Here is a 16,648-nt window from a genome sequence, read left to right on the forward strand (position 1 = left end):
AAGGGTTCTGCGGGACGTTCCAGGGGACCTTGCCGGGCCGGCCGCCAACCACGATGCAGCGGCCCCGCGCGTTTCTCCCCCGAGTGTTCGAGTGCCGACCCATGTCCGTGGACCGACAGCTCGGCCGGCCGAAAGGCGGCTGGCGGGGTGCGCAATCCGGCGCCGGTCCTGTACCAGAGGAAGTTTCCATGTCCATGTTCAACGTGTTCCGCAAGGAAATCGAGTGGGGCGGCCGCAAGCTGGTCCTCGAGACCGGCAAGATCGCCCGTCAGGCCGACGGTGCCGTTCTGGTCACCTATGGCGACACCACCGTGCTCGCCACCGCCGTCGGCTCCAAGCAGAAGTCCAACTTCGATTTCTTCCCGCTGACCGTGAACTACCAGGAGAAGACCTTCGCCGCGGGCAAGATCCCCGGTGGCTTCTTCAAGCGTGAAGGCCGTCCGTCGGAGAAGGAGACGCTGGTCTCCCGCCTCATCGACCGGCCGATCCGCCCGCTGTTCGCCGCGGGCTACCGCAACGAGACCCAGGTGGTCGCGACCGTTCTGTCGCACGACCTCGAGAACGATCCCGACATCGTCGCCATGATCGCCGCCTCGGCCGCGCTGACGATTTCCGGCCTGCCGTTCCTCGGCCCCATCGGTGCCGCCCGCGTCGGCTACATCGACGGCGAGTACGTGCTGAACCCGACCGCCGACCAGATGAAGACGACCGCCCTCGACCTCGTGGTCGCCGGCACCGTCCAGGGCGTGCTGATGGTCGAGAGCCAGGCGAGCGAGCTGTCGGAAGACGTCATGCTCGGCGCCGTCACCTTCGGCCACGACAGCTTCCAGCCGGTGATCAAGGCGATCATCGAGATGGCCCAGGCCTGCGCCAAGGAGCCGCGCGCCATCGATCCGGTGGCGCCCGAGTTCGCCGTGGTGAAGGACAAGCTCGGCGCCCTGCGCGACGAGATCAAGGCCGCCTACAAGATCATCGCCAAGACCGAGCGTCACGACGCCCTGTCGGCGATCAAGGAAAAGTTCGTCGCCTCGCTGGCCGGCAACGACGCCGAGCTGGCTGTGGCCGGCAAGGTCTTCAAGGAAGTCGAATCGGAAGTCATGCGCCGCGCCGTGCTGGAAACCGGCACCCGCATCGACGGCCGCGACACCAAGACCGTGCGCAAGATCGAGTCGGAAGTCGGCTTCCTGCCGCGCGCCCACGGCTCGGCCCTGTTCACCCGCGGTGAAACGCAGGCCATGGTGACCGTCACCCTCGGCACCGGCCAGGACGAGCAGATCATCGACGCGCTCGAAGGCGAATACCGCGAAAACTTCCTGCTGCACTACAACTTCCCGCCGTACTCGGTGGGCGAGACCGGCCGCATGGGCAGCCCGGGCCGTCGCGAGATCGGCCACGGCAAGCTGGCGTGGCGCGCCATCCGGCCGCTGCTGCCGAAGAAGGAAGACTTCCCCTACACCCTGCGCGTGGTCTCGGAAATCACCGAGTCCAACGGCTCGTCGTCCATGGCGACGGTCTGCGGCGCCTCGCTCGCCCTGATGGACGGCGGCGTGCCGCTGGCCCGTCCGGTGGCCGGCATCGCCATGGGCCTGATCAAGGAAGACGACGGCTTCGCCGTGCTGTCCGACATCCTGGGTGACGAAGATCACCTGGGCGACATGGACTTCAAGGTGGCCGGCACCGAACAGGGCGTCACCTCGCTGCAGATGGACATCAAGATCACGTCCATCACCAAGGAGATCATGGAGGTCGCCCTGCGCCAGGCGCGCGACGGCCGCCTGCACATCCTGGGCGAGATGGCCGCGGCCCTGACCGGCGCCCGCGACTCGGTGGCCGCCAACGCCCCGCGCATCACCACCATGAGCATCAACCCGTCCAAGATCCGCGACATCATCGGGTCCGGCGGCAAGGTGATCCGCGAGATCACCGAGCAGACCGGCACGAAGATCGACATCGAGGACGACGGCACCATCAAGATCGCCTCCGCCAACCCGGAGAACACCGATCGCGCCGTCGCCTGGATCAAGGGCATCGTCGCCGAGCCGGAGCTGAACGCGATCTACACCGGCAAGGTGGTCAAGATCATGGACTTCGGCGCCTTCGTGAACTTCCTGGGTTCGCGCGACGGCCTCGTCCACATCTCCGAGCTGGCGCCGCACCGGGTGAAGAACACCGGCGACGTCGTCAAGGTCGGCGACATGGTCAAGGTGAAGTGCCTCGGTTTCGACGACCGCGGCAAGGTGAAGCTGTCCATGAAGCAGGTCGACCAGGAAACCGGTCGCGACATCAGCGAGGACGGCGAGAAGCAGTCGGCCGAGTAAGGCCGCGTCGGCGGCGGCCGGGCCCTGCGGGGCATCGGCCGCCGCCGCTTCTCCGAGGGAGCGTTCCATGTCCGATCTGCCTGTCGCCCTGCCTCGGGTGATCGCGCACCGCGGCGCCTCTGCCGCAGCGCCCGAGAACACGCGCGCCGCCTTCCGGCGGGCGCACGAGGACGGCGCGACCTGGATCGAGTGCGACGTCAAGCTGACGGCCGACGGCCGCTGCGTCGTCTTCCACGACGACACGCTCGACCGCACGACCGACGGCGCCGGCCCGGTGGCCGACGCACCGTTGTCGGTGGTGGGGGCGCTCGACGCCGGCGGCTGGTTCGCGACGGAATTCCGCGGCGAGCCGGTGCCCACGCTCGAGGAAACCCTCGACCTGTTGGCCGACCTCGGCATGGGCGCGAACCTCGAAATCAAGCCCTGTCCGGGCCGCGAGCGGGAAACCGCCGAGGCGACGGTGGCGGCGGTGCGGGCTTTCGGGTCGGCGGTGCCGGTGCTGCTGTCGAGCTTCGCCGAGGACTCTCTGGCGGCGGCGCGCGACGCCGCACCGGAGCTGCCGCGCGGCCTGCTGGTCGAGGCGGTGCCGGACGACTGGCGGGCGCGGGCGGAACGCCTGGGCTGCGTCGCTCTGCACGTCGACGCTGCGCCGCTGACGGCGGATCAGGTGGCGGCGATGCGCGCGGCGGGGTACAAGGTTCTCGTCTGGACGGTGAACGACGCGGCGGAAGCCCGGCGGCTGTCCGGGTGGGGCGTCGACGCGATCATCACCGACGTGCCGCGGAAAATCGCGGACGCGCTCGGGTAAGGCGGTAGACGGATGGATCGGGTGGTTTCGCCGGCTCGGCCGTCGAACCATATGAGGGGCCGATACGGCGGTTCGCTCTACCGGCGGACGGCCGATGCGGCTTTGCAGGACAAGAGGACATTCGGGTGAAGGCGATCGAGCCGATTCTCATCTCGGGCAAGGAAGTCCTGCCGCTGGTCGAAGGCGGCAAGGGCGTGGCGGTTTCCAATGGGCAGAGCTCCGGCGCCTGGGCGGCGGCGGGGGGCGTCGGCACGTTCTCGGGGGTCAACGCCGACTCCTACGACGAGCACGGCAACATCGTGCCCATGGTCTACAAGGGCAAGACGCGCCGCGAGCGGCACGACGAGCTGGTGGCCTACGGCATCGAGGGCGGCATCAACCAGGCCCGCGTCGCCCACGAGATGAGCAACGGCGAAGGCCGCATCCACGTCAACGTGCTGTGGGAAATGGGCGGCGCCGAGGCGGTGCTGGAAGGCACCCTGGAAGGCGCCAAGGGTCTCATCCACGGCGTCACCTGCGGCGCCGGCATGCCCTACCGCGTGGCCGAGATCGCCGTGAAGCACGGCGTCTACTACTACCCCATCGTTTCCTCGGCGCGGGCCTTCCGCGCCCTGTGGAAGCGCAGCTACCACAAGCACCCGGAATTCCTCGGCGGCGTGGTCTACGAGGACCCCTGGCTGGCCGGCGGCCACAACGGCCTGTCCAACAGCGAGGACCCGCGCGAGCCGCAGGAGCCTTTCCCCCGCGTCGCCGAGCTGCGCAAGGCCATGCGCGACATGGGCGTGCCGGAAGTGCCGATCTTCATGGCCGGCGGCGTGTGGTGGCTGAAGGAGTTCGAGGACTGGATCGGCAACCCGGAGCTGGGTCCCATCGCTTTCCAGTTCGGCACCCGGCCGCTGCTGACCAAGGAAAGCCCCATTTCCGACGAGTGGAAGCACCGCCTGCTGACGCTGAAGTCCGGTGACGTGCTGCTGCACCGCTTCAGCCCGACCGGCTTCTATTCCTCGGCCGTGCGCAACGACTTCCTGGAAGACTTGGTGCAGCGCTCCGAGCGCCAGATCCCCTATGTCCGCAAGCCCGAGGGCGTGCTGACGGCGGCGCTGGCCATCGGCGCGCGCGGCCGCGAGGTCTTCGTCGAGCCGCAGGACAAGGAACGGGCGGAGAAGTGGATCGCCGCCGGCTACACCGAAGCCATGCGCACGCCCGACAGCACCCTGGTCTTCGTGACGCCGGAAAGCCAGGCGAAGATCCTCAAGGACCAGATCGACTGCATGGGCTGCCTGTCGGCCTGCAACTTCTCCAACTGGTCGCAGCACGGCGACGGCACCACCGGCAAGTCGGCGGACCCGCGGAGCTTCTGCATCCAGAAGACGCTGCAGAACATCGCCCACGGCGGCGATGTGGAACACGAACTGATGTTCGCCGGCCACAACGCCTATCGCTTCGGCGCCGACCCGTTCTATGCCGACGGCTTCATTCCGTCGGTGAAGGAACTGGTCGACCGGATCATGACCGGCTACTGACGAACGGGCAGGAGCGGCAGGCTTTTGCCCTGGCGCTCCTCCGCCCTCGTCCGGACCAGGTGCCATTTTCCTTGGCCTTTTCGGGCGTCTGTCTTAGAACAGTCGGTATGGTTTCGTTTTTGGACTAGTGCCATGACCCCGATGTGCGTCCCCGGCAACCTGATGGACCGCCTGCGCGGCGCCGGCCTGCGCCCGACCCGGCAGCGGGTGGCGCTCGCCCGCCTGCTGTTCGAGGACGGCGACCATCACATCACCGCCGAGCAGCTGCACACCATGGCGCTGACCGCGACCATCCGGGTGTCGCTGGCGACCGTCTACAACACGCTGCACCAGTTCACCGAAGCGGGCCTGCTGCGGGAGATCGTTGTCGACAGCGGCCGGTCGTACTTCGACACCAACACCAGCGACCACCACCACTTCTTCTACGAACGCACCGGCCGGCTGGAGGACATTCCCGCCGGCGAGGTGCAGATCGCCGCGGTGCCCGAGGCGCCGGCCGGCACCCGCATCCGCCGGGTCGACGTGGTGGTGCGCGTCGACGGCTGAGGCGGCGGTCCCGGCTGGCCCAATCGCGCGAATGATCCTATAGCAGGACTTTGGTGCCGGGAATCTCACCCGCAGGTGGCAATGCCACGCCAGTTTAGCCTTCATTATCCAGAAGATCATGGTGTACCATGAGCTTGGCAAGGCGCCCGGGCGGCCATGACGGCTGGCCGGGCGGTGAGGGGGAAGCGGGTTCGTGTCGAGCCAGGAAGGCGTGATCGACGAGGCGGCATTGCTGCGTCTGGCGCGGGAGAAATCCGCCGACGCGCGGGCGCGTCTCGCCGCCACCATCAGTGACCTGTTCGTCGAGCAGGGCAGCGTGCTCAGCGACCGCGAGCGCGCGCTCATGGCCGATATTCTGCGCCGCATCCTGCGCGAGATCGAGATCAGCGTCCGCCGTCAGGTTGCCCAGGCCTTGGCGTCGCAGGAAAACCTGCCGCGCGACCTCATGGTCTTCCTCGCCAACGACGAGATCGAGGTGGCCTTCCCCATCCTGCGGGAAAGCCGCGTGCTGCAGGACGCCGACCTGATCGAGGTCATCCGCAACCGCACCCAGGAACACCAGCTGGCCATCGCCAACCGCTACTACGTCAGCGCCGCGGTGTGCGATGCGCTGGTGCAGACCGGCCGGCAGGAGGTGATCCGCCAGCTGCTGCAGAACGGCGACGCCACCATCAGCGAAGCCACCATGGAATACCTGGTCGAGCAGTCGCGCCGCGTCGACAGCTTCCAGGAACCCATCCTGCGCCGCGCCGAACTGCCCGAGGACCTCGCCAAGCGTATGTTCCTGTGGGTGTCGGCGGCGCTGCGCACCTATGTGGTGGACCGCTTCCGCCTGCCGCCGTCGGTGATCGACGACCTGATGGAGCAGGCCGCGCGCGAGGGCATCGCCCGCACCGTCGAGGAAGGCCGGACCCGGCCGTCGGAGAAGCTGGCCGAGCGCCTCGCCCGCCACCGCGCCATCACGCCCGAGCTGCTGATTTCCGCCCTGCACGACGGCGAGGTGTCGCTGTTCGTCAGCCTGCTGGCCCGCCTGGCGGAAATGCGCGAGCCCCTGGTCAAGCGCATGCTGTTCGAGCCGGGCGGCGAGGGCCTCGCCATCACCTGCCGCGCCATGGGCTTCCCGCGCAAGGACTTCTCGGTGATCTTCCTGCTGTCGCGCAAGGCGCGGCCGGAGAACGCCCGTACCTTCAAGCAGGACCACGAGGCCGCTATGGCCTTCTTCGACCGTATCGTGCCCTCGGCGGCGCAGAACGTGCTGCGCCAGTGGCAGCGCGACCAGGACTACCTGAAGGCCCTGCGCGAGGTGCAGCTCGGCCCGGTGGGCGGGGGGCAGTGATGCCGGCGGTCGGTCGGGGCGAGCCGGATGCCCGGCAGCGACTGTACGACCTGACCCGTCTGGTGTCCGACTGGATCTGGGAAACCGACCCGCAGGGGCGATTTTCCTACGTTTCCGGGCGCGTGCTCGACATTCTCGGCGTGCTGCCGGAGGAAATGCTGCACACCTCCTTCGCCGCCCTGTGCGACGGGGCGGAGGTGCCGCAGCTGCTGGGCGAGCAGAAGGCCTTCCGCGACGTCCCCGCCGTGGTCCGCACCCGCCAGGGGCAGCCGCGCCACATGCTGGTGAGCGCCCTGCCGTTCTACGACCTCGACAGCGGCGCCTTCCAGGGCATGCGCGGCACCTGCCGCGACGTCACCGAGCAGGTGCAGGCGGAAGCGGCCCTGAAGGCGCAGCTGGAGTTCCAGCAGACGTTGCTCGACACCATCCCGGCGCCGGTGTTCTACCGCCGCGGCGACGGGCGCTACGGCCTCGTGAACGCCGCCTTCGCCGCCATGCTCGGGCGCCCGCGCGAGGCCATCGTCGGCCGCACCCTGTTCGACCTCTTCCCGCTGGAAACGGCGCAGCGCCTGTTCGCCGCCGAGCAGGAGCTGATGACCGGCGACGGCGGCGCCCGCAGCGTCATGGACCGCCTGCCGTGGCCCGGCGGCGCGGCGCGCGACGTCATCCTGACGCTGGCCGCCACCCTGGAAGCCGCCGACGGCCTCGCCGGCACGGGCGGCGGCGGGCGCGGCCTCATCGGCGTCGTGACCGACATCACCGACCGCATGCGGGCGGAACGCGACCTGCAATCCTCGGTGCGGGCGCTGGAGCGCACCAACCGCGAGCTGGAGCTGTTCCTCCACATCGCCAGCCACGACCTGCAGGAACCGACGCGCAGCGTCGTCAGCTTCTGCCAGCTGCTCGCCAAGAGCCTGGAAGGCGCGGCGACACCCGAGCAGGCGGACTACATCGCCCATGCCGTCGACGGCGCCAAGCGCATGCGGCTGATCGTGCAGGATCTCGGCACCTATGCCCGCGCCGGGTCGCGGGCCGCCGTGCCGGTGCGGGTGGAGGCCGGGCAGGTGGCGGCCGACGTGCTGCGCGCCGTGCAGGCCCAGGTCGACGAGGCGGCGGCGCGGGTGAGCCTCGGCCCCCTGCCGGCGATCCAGGCCGACCGGGCGCAGGTGAGCGAGCTTCTGCGCAACCTGGTGGACAACGCGCTCAAGTTCGCCGCCGACGGCCGGGCGCCGGCGATCGGCATCGACGCCTGGCGCGAGGACGACGCGACGCCCTTCTGGACCTTCCGGGTCACCGACAACGGCATCGGCATCGAGGCGCGCCACCACGACCGCATCTTCGGCCTGTTCCAGCGCCTGCACGGCCGCGACCGCTACGAGGGCACGGGCATCGGGCTGGCGGTCTGCCGCAAGATCGTGGAGCGCCACGGCGGGCGCATCTGGGTGGAGTCGGTGCCGGGGCAGGGGACCAAGGTGCTGTTCACCCTGCCGGCGGCATCGCCGCTGGCCGAGGCCTCCAGCATGACCTCGAGCAACGACCTGCCCGCCGGCTGACCGTCGGCGCGTCGCCCCCGGGCGGGTGGCCGGGCGGCGTCAGTCGATGTGCTCGCCGCGGTAGACGCCCCAGAATTCCTCGCGCTTCAGCCAGCCATGGCGGCCCTGCACCTCGACGCGGCAGAAATCGGTGGTCTGCGGGCACTGGATCAGGTTGGCCTGCACGCCCGGCTCCACCAGCGCCACCGTGGCGGCGGCCTCGGAGGGGTCGCGGCGCAGGGGGTGGGTGCCGTTCAGGGTGATGACGGTGCGGCGGCCCGACAGCATGCTCTGGTGGACCCAGCCTTCCGCCCCCTCGGGATCGCGGATCTTGCGCCAGGTCTCGAACTCCTGCACCACCTCCACCGGAAGATCACGCCGCAGATAGACCCAGTCTATGGGATAACGGACCCCGGGGCCGGTGCGCAGGTTCACCTGCTCCGACCGCAGCGACACGAAGCGCGGCAGCGGCAGGCCGGTGCCGTCGGTGCCGGCGGCGGCCGCGCCGGGCGGCGGTGCGGCCACGGCGGCGGTCACCGCAGCCAGGGCGGCGGCGAGGACGGTCTTCCTGAGACCGCGGGCGGATGTGGTCATGGCCTGCTGCTCGTCTTCCCCCAGGTGGCGGCGCATTATACGAGTCGCCCCGCCCCATGGGTCAAGGGCGCGTGCGCTTCGCGCAACGTTCTGTCAAATTCGCGTGCTGCAACGCAATGTCTGGACAAGGCTTTCCGGTCTTGCTAAGCCAAACTCCACGCCAAGCCGCCAAGGGTTCACCCGGGAGGGAATTGCATGGTCGCCAAGAAGCCCCTGGTCATAGTCACGCGCAAACTGCCGGACGTGATCGAGACCAGGATGATGGAGCTGTTCGACTGCCGTCTCAATCACGACGATCATCCGTTCACGCGCGACGAGCTGATCGCTGCGGTGCGGGATGCCGACGTGCTGGTGCCCACCATCACCGACCGGCTGGACAGCGGCGTCCTCGCCCAGGCCGGTGACCGCCTGCGCCTCATCGCCAACTTCGGCACCGGCGTCGACCACATCGACCTGAGCACCGCCCAGCAGCGGGGCATCACCGTCACCAACACGCCCGACGTGCTGACGGAAGACACCGCCGACATGACCATGGCGCTGATCCTGGCGGTGCCGCGCCGGCTGGCGGAAGGCGAGCGACTGATCCGCTCCGGCAAGTGGGCGGGCTGGAGCCCGACGCACATGCTCGGCCACCGCATCCACGGCAAGCGCCTCGGCATCATCGGCATGGGCCGCATCGGCCAGGCCGTCGCCCGCCGCGCCCGCGGCTTCGGCATGACCATCCACTACCACAACCGCCGGCGCGTCCACCCGGAGATCGAGCAGGAACTGGAGGCGACCTACTGGGAGAGCCTGGATCAGATGCTCGCCCGCATGGACGTCATCTCGATCCACTGCCCGCACACGCCCGGCACCTATCACCTGCTGTCGGCGCGCCGGCTGAAGCTGCTGCGCGAGACGGCCTATCTGGTCAACACCGCCCGCGGCGAGGTGGTCGACGAGAACGCCCTGCTGCGCATGCTCCAGCGCGGCGAGCTGGCGGGCGCCGGCCTCGACGTGTTCGAGCAGGAACCGAGCATCAATCCGAAGTTCCTGACGCTCGACAACTGCGTGCTGCTGCCGCACATGGGTTCGGCCACCATCGAGGGCCGCGTCGACATGGGCGAGAAGGTCCTCATCAACATCAAGACCTTCGCCGACGGCCACAAGCCGCCCGATCGGGTGCTGCCGAACCTGGTGTGAGACGCCGACGCCCGGACCGCTGGTCCGGGCGTTTCGCGTTTCGGGGGAAGGTGGATCAGTCGTTGTCGGCCAGCGCCGAGCCCGCCAGATAGAGCGAGCCGCAGATCAGCACCCGGGCAGGGCCGGGACGGGCGGCCAGTTCGCCCACCGCCGCCGCCACGTCGGCGGCCTCGGCGGCGTCGGGCCGGGGCGTCGGCAGGCTCGCCAGCAGATCGGCCGCGGGCTTGCCGTTGTCCTCGCCGGGAATGGCGACGGCGCGCAGGGCGCCCAGGTGCGGCAGCAGGGGGCCGAGGAAGCCGGCGGCGTCCTTGTCGGCCATCATGCCGCACACGGCGTAGAGCGGCCGGTCGTTCCAGCGCGCCACGGCCTCGGCCAGCACGCGGCCGGCGGACGGGTTGTGGCCGCCGTCAAGCCACAGCTCCCACCCGGCCGGCAGAGGGTCGACCAGCGGCCCGCGGCGCAGGCGTTGCAGGCGGGCCGGCCATTCGGCCCGCGCCACGCCGTCGGCCAGCGCCGTCTCCGGCAGGTCGAGGCCGGCGGCCAGGGCGGCGGCCAATGCGGCGCCGGCATTGGCGTACTGGTGCGGCCCGGCGAGGCCCGGCGGCGGGCAGAGGATCTCGCGCCCGGCCATGGTGAAGCGCAGGCGGTCGTCGGGCAGGCGGGCGACGGACCAGTCGCGGTCCTCCACCAGCAGCGGCGCGCCCAGTTCGGCCGCCACCGCCTCGATCACCGCCAGCGCCTCGGCCGGCTGGCGGGCGACGATGCAGGGCACGCCGGGGCGCATGATGCGCGCCTTCTCGCCGGCGATGGCGGCGATGGTGTCGCCGAGGAACTTCTGGTGGTCGAGGTCGATGGGCGTCAGCACCGTCGCCGCCGGGCGCTCCACCACGTTGGTGGCGTCGAGCCGACCGCCGAGGCCGGTCTCCAGCAGCAGCACGTCGGCCGGCGTGCGGGCGTAGGCCAGGAAGGCGGCGCAGGTGGTCACCTCGAAGAAGGTGATGGCCTCGGCGCCGTTCACCCGCTCCACCTCCTCCAGCAGGTCGGTGAGCGCGTCTTCCGTGACGAGGGCGCCGGCCAGCCGGATGCGCTCGCGGAAGCGCACGAGGTGGGGGCTGGTGTAGACGTGCGCCGTGCGCCCCGCCGCTTCCGTCATGGCGCGCAGGAAGGCGACGGTCGAGCCCTTGCCGTTGGTGCCGGCGACGTGGATCACCGGCGGCAGGGCGCGCTCGGGGTGGCCGAGCTGCGCCAGCAGCCGCCACACCCGGTCGAGCGACAGGTCGATGATCTTCGGGTGGAGCGCCAGCAGGCGCTCCAGCACCGCGTCCGGGCGGCGGCCGGCGGCGGGCGGCGTCATGGCCGGCGCGGCGCCTTACGCCTTGGGCTCGGGCGACGGGTCGGCCGCGCCGCCGGTGGGCTTGTCGCCCTTGGCCGCCGCGGCGTCCTCGGCTCCCAGCTTGGCCTTGCGGTCGAACGGCACCACCTGCCCGGCGGGGCCGCGGTTGACCAGCAGGGTGAGCAGGTTGGCAATCTTGGCGCGCAGCTGGTGGCGGTGCACCACCATGTCCACCATGCCGTGCTCGCGCAGGTACTCGGCGCGTTGGAAGCCCTCGGGCAGGGTCTCGCGGATGGTGGTCTCGATGACGCGGGCGCCGGCGAAGCCGATGACGGCGCCCGGCTCGGCGATGTGCACGTCGCCCAGCATGGCGAAGCTGGCGGTGACGCCGCCGGTGGTGGGGTCGGTCAGCAGCACGATGTAGGGCAGGCCGGCGTCCTTCACCTTGTCGACGGCGACGGTGGTGCGCGCCATCTGCATGAGCGACAGGATGCCTTCCTGCATGCGCGCGCCGCCCGAGGCCGGCACGACGATGAGCGGCGCGTCCTGCAGCACCGCCAGCTCGGCGGCGGCGACGATGCCCTGGCCGACGGCGATGCCCATGGAGCCGCCCATGAAGTCGAAGTCGAAGGCGGCGATCACCGTCTTCACCCCGCCGATGGTGCCGTGGGCGACCAGGATGGCGTCCTGCTCGCCGGTCTTGGCGCGGGCGTCCTTGATGCGGTCGCCGTAGCGCTTGACGTCACGGAACTTCAGCGGATCTTCCGGCACCTTCGGCAGTTCGATGCGCTTGTAGGCGCCGTCGTCGAACAGCATCTCCAGCCGCTGCTTGGCCGGCAGGCGCATGTGGTGGCCGCAGTGGGTGCAGACCTGGAGGTTCTTCTCCAGCTCGCGGTGGAAGATCATCTGGCCGCAGGACGGGCACTTCCGCCACAGGTTGTCCGGCACCTCCTTGGGGCGCACGAGCTGCTGGATCTTGGGGCGGACGAAGTTGGTCAGCCAGTTCATCGGGTCATCCACATGGGGGTCGCGAAGAGCTCAAGGCGGCCTTATAACGCACCTCGGCCCCGCACGTCACGCCCGATGCCGCGACCGGCCCGGCGGCGGCACCTTCGCCTCGGTCTTGAACCGGCGGTAAAACCCGCTAGCCTGTGCCTCGCCCAACCCGCACGAAGGCGCCCGAATCCGTGACCTCCTGGACCCGATCCCTCGCCGTCTACGCCGACCGGCGGGTGCTTTCCATCCTGTTCCTGGGCTTCAGCTCGGGCCTGCCGCTGCTGCTGGTCTACGGCACGCTGTCGGCGTGGCTGACCGAGGCCGGGCTGTCGCTGACGGTGGTCGGCCTGTTCTCGTGGGCGTCGACGGCCTACGCCTTCAAGTGGCTGTGGTCGCCGCTGGTGGACCGCCTGCCGCTGCCGCCCTTCACCCACCTGTTCGGCCAGCGGCGCGGCTGGATGCTGGCGAGCCAGTTGCTGGTGGCTGGCGCCATGCTCGGCCTCGGCGCCTCCGACCCCGCCGCCAACGTGTGGGTCACCGCCGGCTGGGCGGTGGTGCTCGCCTTCGCGTCGGCGACCCAGGACATCGTCATCGACGCCTACCGCGTGGAAATCCTGGAAGAAGAGAAGCTCGGCGCCGGCGCCGGCAACATCGTGCTCGGCTACCGCCTCGCCATGCTGGCCTCGGGCGGCGGCGCGCTGGTCATCGCCGACGCCGCCGGCTGGTTCTGGGCCTATGCCGCCATGGCGGCACTCATGGGCGTCGGCATGCTGACGGTGCTGCTCAACCGCGAGCCGGAGCGGCCGAACCTCGGCCGCTCGGCGGTGGAGGAGGCGCGGGCGGAAGCCTGGATCGAGCGCCACGGCCACCTCGGCCATCGCACCAGCCGGGGGCTGGGGTGGCTCTACGGCGCCGTGGTGCTGCCGCTGACCGACTTCTTCGGCCGCAAGCACTGGCTGGTGATCCTGCTGTTCATCGCGCTCTACAAGTACGGCGACGCGCTGCTCGGCGTGATGGCCAACCCCTTCTACATCGAGATCGGCTTCACCAAGACCGAGATCGGCGTCGTCTCCAAGTCCTACGGCGTCGTCATGACCATCGTCGGCGGGCTGCTCGGCGGCGTGCTGGTGGCGAAGCTCGGCATCATGCGGTCGCTGCTGGTGTGCGGCGTGCTCCAGGCGGTGAGCAACCTCGTCTTCGTCGCCCAGGCCCTGGCCGGGCCGGACGTGCGGGTGCTGATGGTGACCATTTCGGCGGAAAATCTGGCGAGCGGCATGGGCACGGCGGCGTTCGTGGCCTATCTCTCGTCCCTGTGCAATCTGGCCTATACGGCGACCCAGTACGCCCTGGTCTCCAGCTTCATGGCCTTCGCCCGCACCTTCTTCGCCAGCGGCGGCGGCTGGCTGGCCGATCAGGTGGACTGGGTGACCTACTTCCTGATCTCCACCGCCGCCGCGGTGCCGGGGCTCGTGCTGCTGCTGTGGATGATGCGCCTGTTCCCGCGCGAGACGCGGCAGGTGCGGGTGGCGGCGCTGGCCGAGGACGACTGACGACGACGAGTTTTTGAACCACCAAGACACCAAGACACCAAGGTTGCCGCAGGGCGGCAAAGGGCGAGGGAGGGGAGGCCCTCCCTCGCGCTCCCTCCACAGTGTCATGCCCGGGCTTGACCCGGGCATCTCCCAGGGCGGAGGGAGATGGCCGGATCAAGTCCGGCCATGACGAGCTAAGGGCGCTTCTTGGTGTCTTGGTGTCTTGGTGGTTCCTCCATCGAGGATACCCATGAAAGACGAAGGCTTCGGGCTCTACGTCCACTGGCCGTTCTGCCTGTCCAAGTGCCCCTACTGCGACTTCAACAGCCACGTGGCCGACCGTGTCGATCAGGCGCGCTGGCGGCGGGCGCTGCTGACCGAGCTGGCGCATTACGCCGCCGACACGTCGGGGCGCACGCTCACCAGCGTGTTCTTCGGCGGCGGCACGCCCTCGCTCATGGAGCCGGAGACGACGGCGGCGATCCTGGAAGCCGCCGGCCGGCATTGGCGGCTCGCGCCTGACCTGGAGGTGACGCTGGAGGCCAACCCCGGCGCCGTCGACCGGGCGAAGTTCGAGGGCTTCGCCCAGGCCGGCGTGAACCGGGTCAGCCTGGGCGTGCAGGCGCTGGACGACGCGGCGCTCGCCTTCCTCGGCCGCCGGCACGACCGCGGCGAGGCCCTGGCGGCGCTGGAGGCGGCGCAGAGCCTGTTCGCCCGCACCTCCATCGACCTCATCTACGCCCGCCCCGGCCAGGCGCCGGAGGAGTGGCGGCAGGAACTGCGGCGGGCGCTGGAGATCCTCGCCGGGCACGGGCACCTGTCGCTCTACCAGCTGACCGTCGAGCAGGGGACGAAGTTCTACCTGGATTGGCACCGCGGCGACTGGCGCCTGCCGGAGGAGGACGACGCCGTCGCCCTGTGGCAGGTGACGCGCGAGGAAACGGCGCGCGCCGGTCTGCCGGCCTACGAGGTCTCCAACCACGCCCGCCCCGGCGAGGAATGCCGCCACAACCTGGTCTACTGGCGCGGCGGCGACTACGTCGGCGTCGGCCCCGGCGCGCACGGGCGTTTGACGCTTGCCGGCGTGCCGCACGCCACCCGCCAGCACCGGGCGCCGGAAATCTGGCTGAAGCGGGTGGAGGAGGCGGGCCATGCCGCCACCGACCGCGAGCCGCTCGACCCCGACCAGCGGGCGGAGGAACTGCTGCTCATGGGCCTGCGCCTGACGGAAGGCATCGACAAGGCCCGCTTCGCCCGCCTCGCTGGCCGGCCGCTGGCCGACTGCATCGACGCGGCGGCGCTGGCGGGGCTGGCGGAGGAAGGCCTGGTCACCGACACGCCCAGTCACCTGCGGGCGACCGAGGCCGGCATGCTGGTGCTGAACGGCGTCATCGCCGCCCTGGTGCCCGCCTGACGAGGGAACACGCGGGGCCTCCGGGACGTTTCCACTGTATCGGAAGCAGACGGGAGGGTCCCATGCGCGCCTTGTACGACAGCCGCGGCAGCTGTGTCGGCTACCTCGGCCCGCGCGGACGCATCGTCACCCGCCGCGGGCGGGTCAAGGCCATCATCGGCCGCGGCGGCGTCATCCACGACGCCCGCGGCCGGCACCTCGGGTGGTGGCGCGACGGCTACATGCGGGGCCGCGACGGCGGCGTGGTGGCCTTCCGCCGCGGCAGCCGCCTGCGGGTGATCCCGCCCATGGTGGGGCCGGCGCCGCTGGGGCCGACGGACGTGCTGCTGACGCCCGTCTCGCCCATCCGCGACGTGCCGCCGCTCATGCCGGCCGGCACCTTCGCCTGGAGCCGCCAGACCCTATAGGGCCGGCGCCGCCGCCAGCGCCGCCCGGGCCTCGGCCATGACGCGGGCGACGATGGCGGCCGCCGGCTCGGCCCGTGCGAGCGCCGCCGCCTGACCGGCCCAGACGCTGGTCAGGCCGGCGTCGCGCGTCTGCGCCGCATGGCTGCGCAGCGGCCGGGTGAGGCCGTTGGGCACCGGGAAGGGCGGAATGTCGCCGTCGGCGAAGGCCTCCGTCACCCCGTTGGCGAGGCCGCGGGCCAGCCGCCCGGAGAAGGCGCGGGTGAGGGTGGTGGAACCGGCGTCCGCCGCCGCCAGGGCCGCCTTGCCGCCGTCGTTGAGGGGGCACTCCGCCGCCCGCAGGAAGGCGGTGCCGAGTGCCGCCGCCTCCGCCCCCAGCAGCAGCGCCGCCGCCAGCCCGCGCCCGTCGGAGATGCCGCCGGCGGCGATGACGGGGATGTCCACCGCATCCACCACCTGCGGCACCAGGGCGAGCGTGCCGATCAGGTCACCCTCCGCCCGCGCGCCGGTGAAGCCGCCGCGGTGGCCGCCGGCCTCGAAGCCCTGCGCCATGACCGCATCGAACCCCGCCGCTTCCACCGCCCGCGCCTCCGCCGGGGTGGTGGCGGTGCCGATGGTGACGACGCCGGCCGCCTTCAGGCGCGCCATGGCGGCGGCGGGGATCAGGCCGAAGGTGGTGGAGAACACCGGCGCCTTGCCGTCGAGGAGGGCGTCGAGCTGCGCCGCGAAGGCCGGGCCGGCGGGGCTTTCCGTCGGCGGTTCGGGCAGGCCGGCGGCGGTGTGGAAGGCGGCGAGGCGGGCGCGGTAGCGGGCGACCTGCGCCGGGTCGGCCGCCTGCACCTCCATGGGGGCGAAGAGGTTGATGGCGAAAGGCGCATCGGTGCGCTCGCGGATCTCGCGGCAGGCGGCGGCGATGGCCTCCGGCGTCATGTAGGCGGCGCCGAGCGAGCCGAGGCCGCCGGCCGCGCTCACGGCCGCCACGAGGGCGGCGGAGGCGGTCTCGCCGGCCATGGGGGCGAGGACCAGCGGGTGGCGCAGGCCGAGGCGGCGGGCGAGCGGGGTCGGCATGGCGGTCTCCGGTGCAGAGGGGCGTTGCCCTATCCAACCGCCGCGCTATCATCTGTTCAAAT

14 protein-coding genes are annotated in these 16,648 nt (G+C 70.8%); 10 read left to right on the forward strand and 4 right to left on the reverse strand.

The genetic code is table 11. The features are described 5' to 3' along the window. The first annotated feature begins 188 nt into the window (after positions 1-188). From pnp to CRP50_RS05630, 6 genes are all read left to right on the forward strand, one after another. The gene (gene pnp, locus CRP50_RS05605) at positions 189-2,318 is read left to right on the forward strand and encodes a polyribonucleotide nucleotidyltransferase (RefSeq protein ID WP_097278004.1); all 2,130 of its coding nucleotides are present in this window, start codon (positions 189-191) and stop codon (positions 2,316-2,318) included. 67 nt (positions 2,319-2,385) lie between these two features. Next, positions 2,386-3,126 (forward strand): glycerophosphodiester phosphodiesterase, encoded by a 741-nt coding sequence (ugpQ, locus tag CRP50_RS05610; RefSeq protein ID WP_097278005.1) that lies wholly within the window; start codon positions 2,386-2,388, stop codon positions 3,124-3,126. A 125-nt stretch (positions 3,127-3,251) separates the two neighbouring features. Beyond that, on the forward strand, positions 3,252-4,649 hold the full coding sequence (locus CRP50_RS05615) for an NAD(P)H-dependent flavin oxidoreductase (RefSeq protein WP_097278006.1): 1,398 nt from the start codon (positions 3,252-3,254) through the stop codon (positions 4,647-4,649). A gap of 132 nt (positions 4,650-4,781) precedes the next feature. Further along, complete coding sequence (gene irrA / locus CRP50_RS05620) at positions 4,782-5,195, forward strand: iron response transcriptional regulator IrrA (RefSeq protein WP_097278007.1); 414 nt, start codon at positions 4,782-4,784, stop codon at positions 5,193-5,195. A 193-nt stretch (positions 5,196-5,388) separates the two neighbouring features. Next, a complete protein-coding gene (locus CRP50_RS05625; RefSeq protein ID WP_097278008.1) occupies positions 5,389-6,531 on the forward strand; it encodes a DUF2336 domain-containing protein in 1,143 nt (380 codons plus the stop codon). Next, entirely contained in the window at positions 6,531-8,084 is a 1,554-nt protein-coding gene (locus CRP50_RS05630; protein WP_097278009.1) for a sensor histidine kinase, read from the forward strand. The genes CRP50_RS05625 and CRP50_RS05630 overlap by 1 nt, the downstream gene beginning before the upstream one ends. 39 nt (positions 8,085-8,123) lie before the next feature. Here CRP50_RS05630 and CRP50_RS05635 read toward each other — a convergent pair whose 3' ends face one another. After that, a complete protein-coding gene (locus tag CRP50_RS05635) occupies positions 8,124-8,657 on the reverse strand; it encodes an SH3 domain-containing protein (RefSeq protein WP_097278352.1) in 534 nt (177 codons plus the stop codon). A 195-nt stretch (positions 8,658-8,852) separates the two neighbouring features. On the opposite strand from CRP50_RS05635, the gene CRP50_RS05640 reads away from it, so the two are divergent. Further along, positions 8,853-9,839 (forward strand): 2-hydroxyacid dehydrogenase, encoded by a 987-nt coding sequence (locus CRP50_RS05640; RefSeq protein ID WP_097278010.1) that lies wholly within the window; start codon positions 8,853-8,855, stop codon positions 9,837-9,839. Between the two features lie 55 nt (positions 9,840-9,894). Here CRP50_RS05640 and CRP50_RS05645 read toward each other — a convergent pair whose 3' ends face one another. Together CRP50_RS05645 and accD are read right to left on the reverse strand one after the other, a co-directional pair. After that, positions 9,895-11,193: a bifunctional folylpolyglutamate synthase/dihydrofolate synthase gene (locus CRP50_RS05645; RefSeq protein ID WP_097278011.1), complete on the reverse strand. Its 1,299-nt coding sequence runs from the start codon at positions 11,191-11,193 to the stop codon at positions 9,895-9,897. 15 nt (positions 11,194-11,208) lie between these two features. Next, positions 11,209-12,180, reverse strand: coding sequence for an acetyl-CoA carboxylase, carboxyltransferase subunit beta (accD, locus tag CRP50_RS05650; RefSeq protein WP_097278012.1), 972 nt, complete (start codon positions 12,178-12,180; stop codon positions 11,209-11,211). A gap of 179 nt (positions 12,181-12,359) precedes the next feature. Here accD and CRP50_RS05655 point away from each other — a divergent pair, with 179 nt between their 5' ends. The 3 genes from CRP50_RS05655 to CRP50_RS05665 all read left to right on the forward strand — a co-directional run bounded on the left by CRP50_RS05655 (position 12,360) and on the right by CRP50_RS05665 (position 15,521). After that, positions 12,360-13,718, forward strand: a complete 1,359-nt coding sequence (locus tag CRP50_RS05655) for an AmpG family muropeptide MFS transporter (protein ID WP_245913380.1) — start codon at positions 12,360-12,362, stop codon at positions 13,716-13,718. Between the two features lie 232 nt (positions 13,719-13,950). Continuing rightward, a complete protein-coding gene (gene hemW / locus CRP50_RS05660) occupies positions 13,951-15,114 on the forward strand; it encodes a radical SAM family heme chaperone HemW (RefSeq protein WP_097278013.1) in 1,164 nt (387 codons plus the stop codon). A gap of 62 nt (positions 15,115-15,176) precedes the next feature. After that, on the forward strand, positions 15,177-15,521 hold the full coding sequence (locus tag CRP50_RS05665; RefSeq protein WP_097278014.1) for a 4-fold beta flower protein: 345 nt from the start codon (positions 15,177-15,179) through the stop codon (positions 15,519-15,521). Here CRP50_RS05665 and CRP50_RS05670 read toward each other — a convergent pair. Beyond that, complete coding sequence (locus tag CRP50_RS05670) at positions 15,516-16,586, reverse strand: NAD(P)H-dependent flavin oxidoreductase (RefSeq protein ID WP_097278015.1); 1,071 nt, start codon at positions 16,584-16,586, stop codon at positions 15,516-15,518. The genes CRP50_RS05665 and CRP50_RS05670 overlap by 6 nt on opposite strands. Positions 16,587-16,648: the final 62 nt, after the last annotated feature.

Origin of the sequence: Caenispirillum bisanense (genome assembly GCF_900230255.1) — a bacterium.
Classification (GTDB): domain Bacteria; phylum Pseudomonadota; class Alphaproteobacteria; order Rhodospirillales; family Rhodospirillaceae; genus Caenispirillum; species Caenispirillum bisanense_A.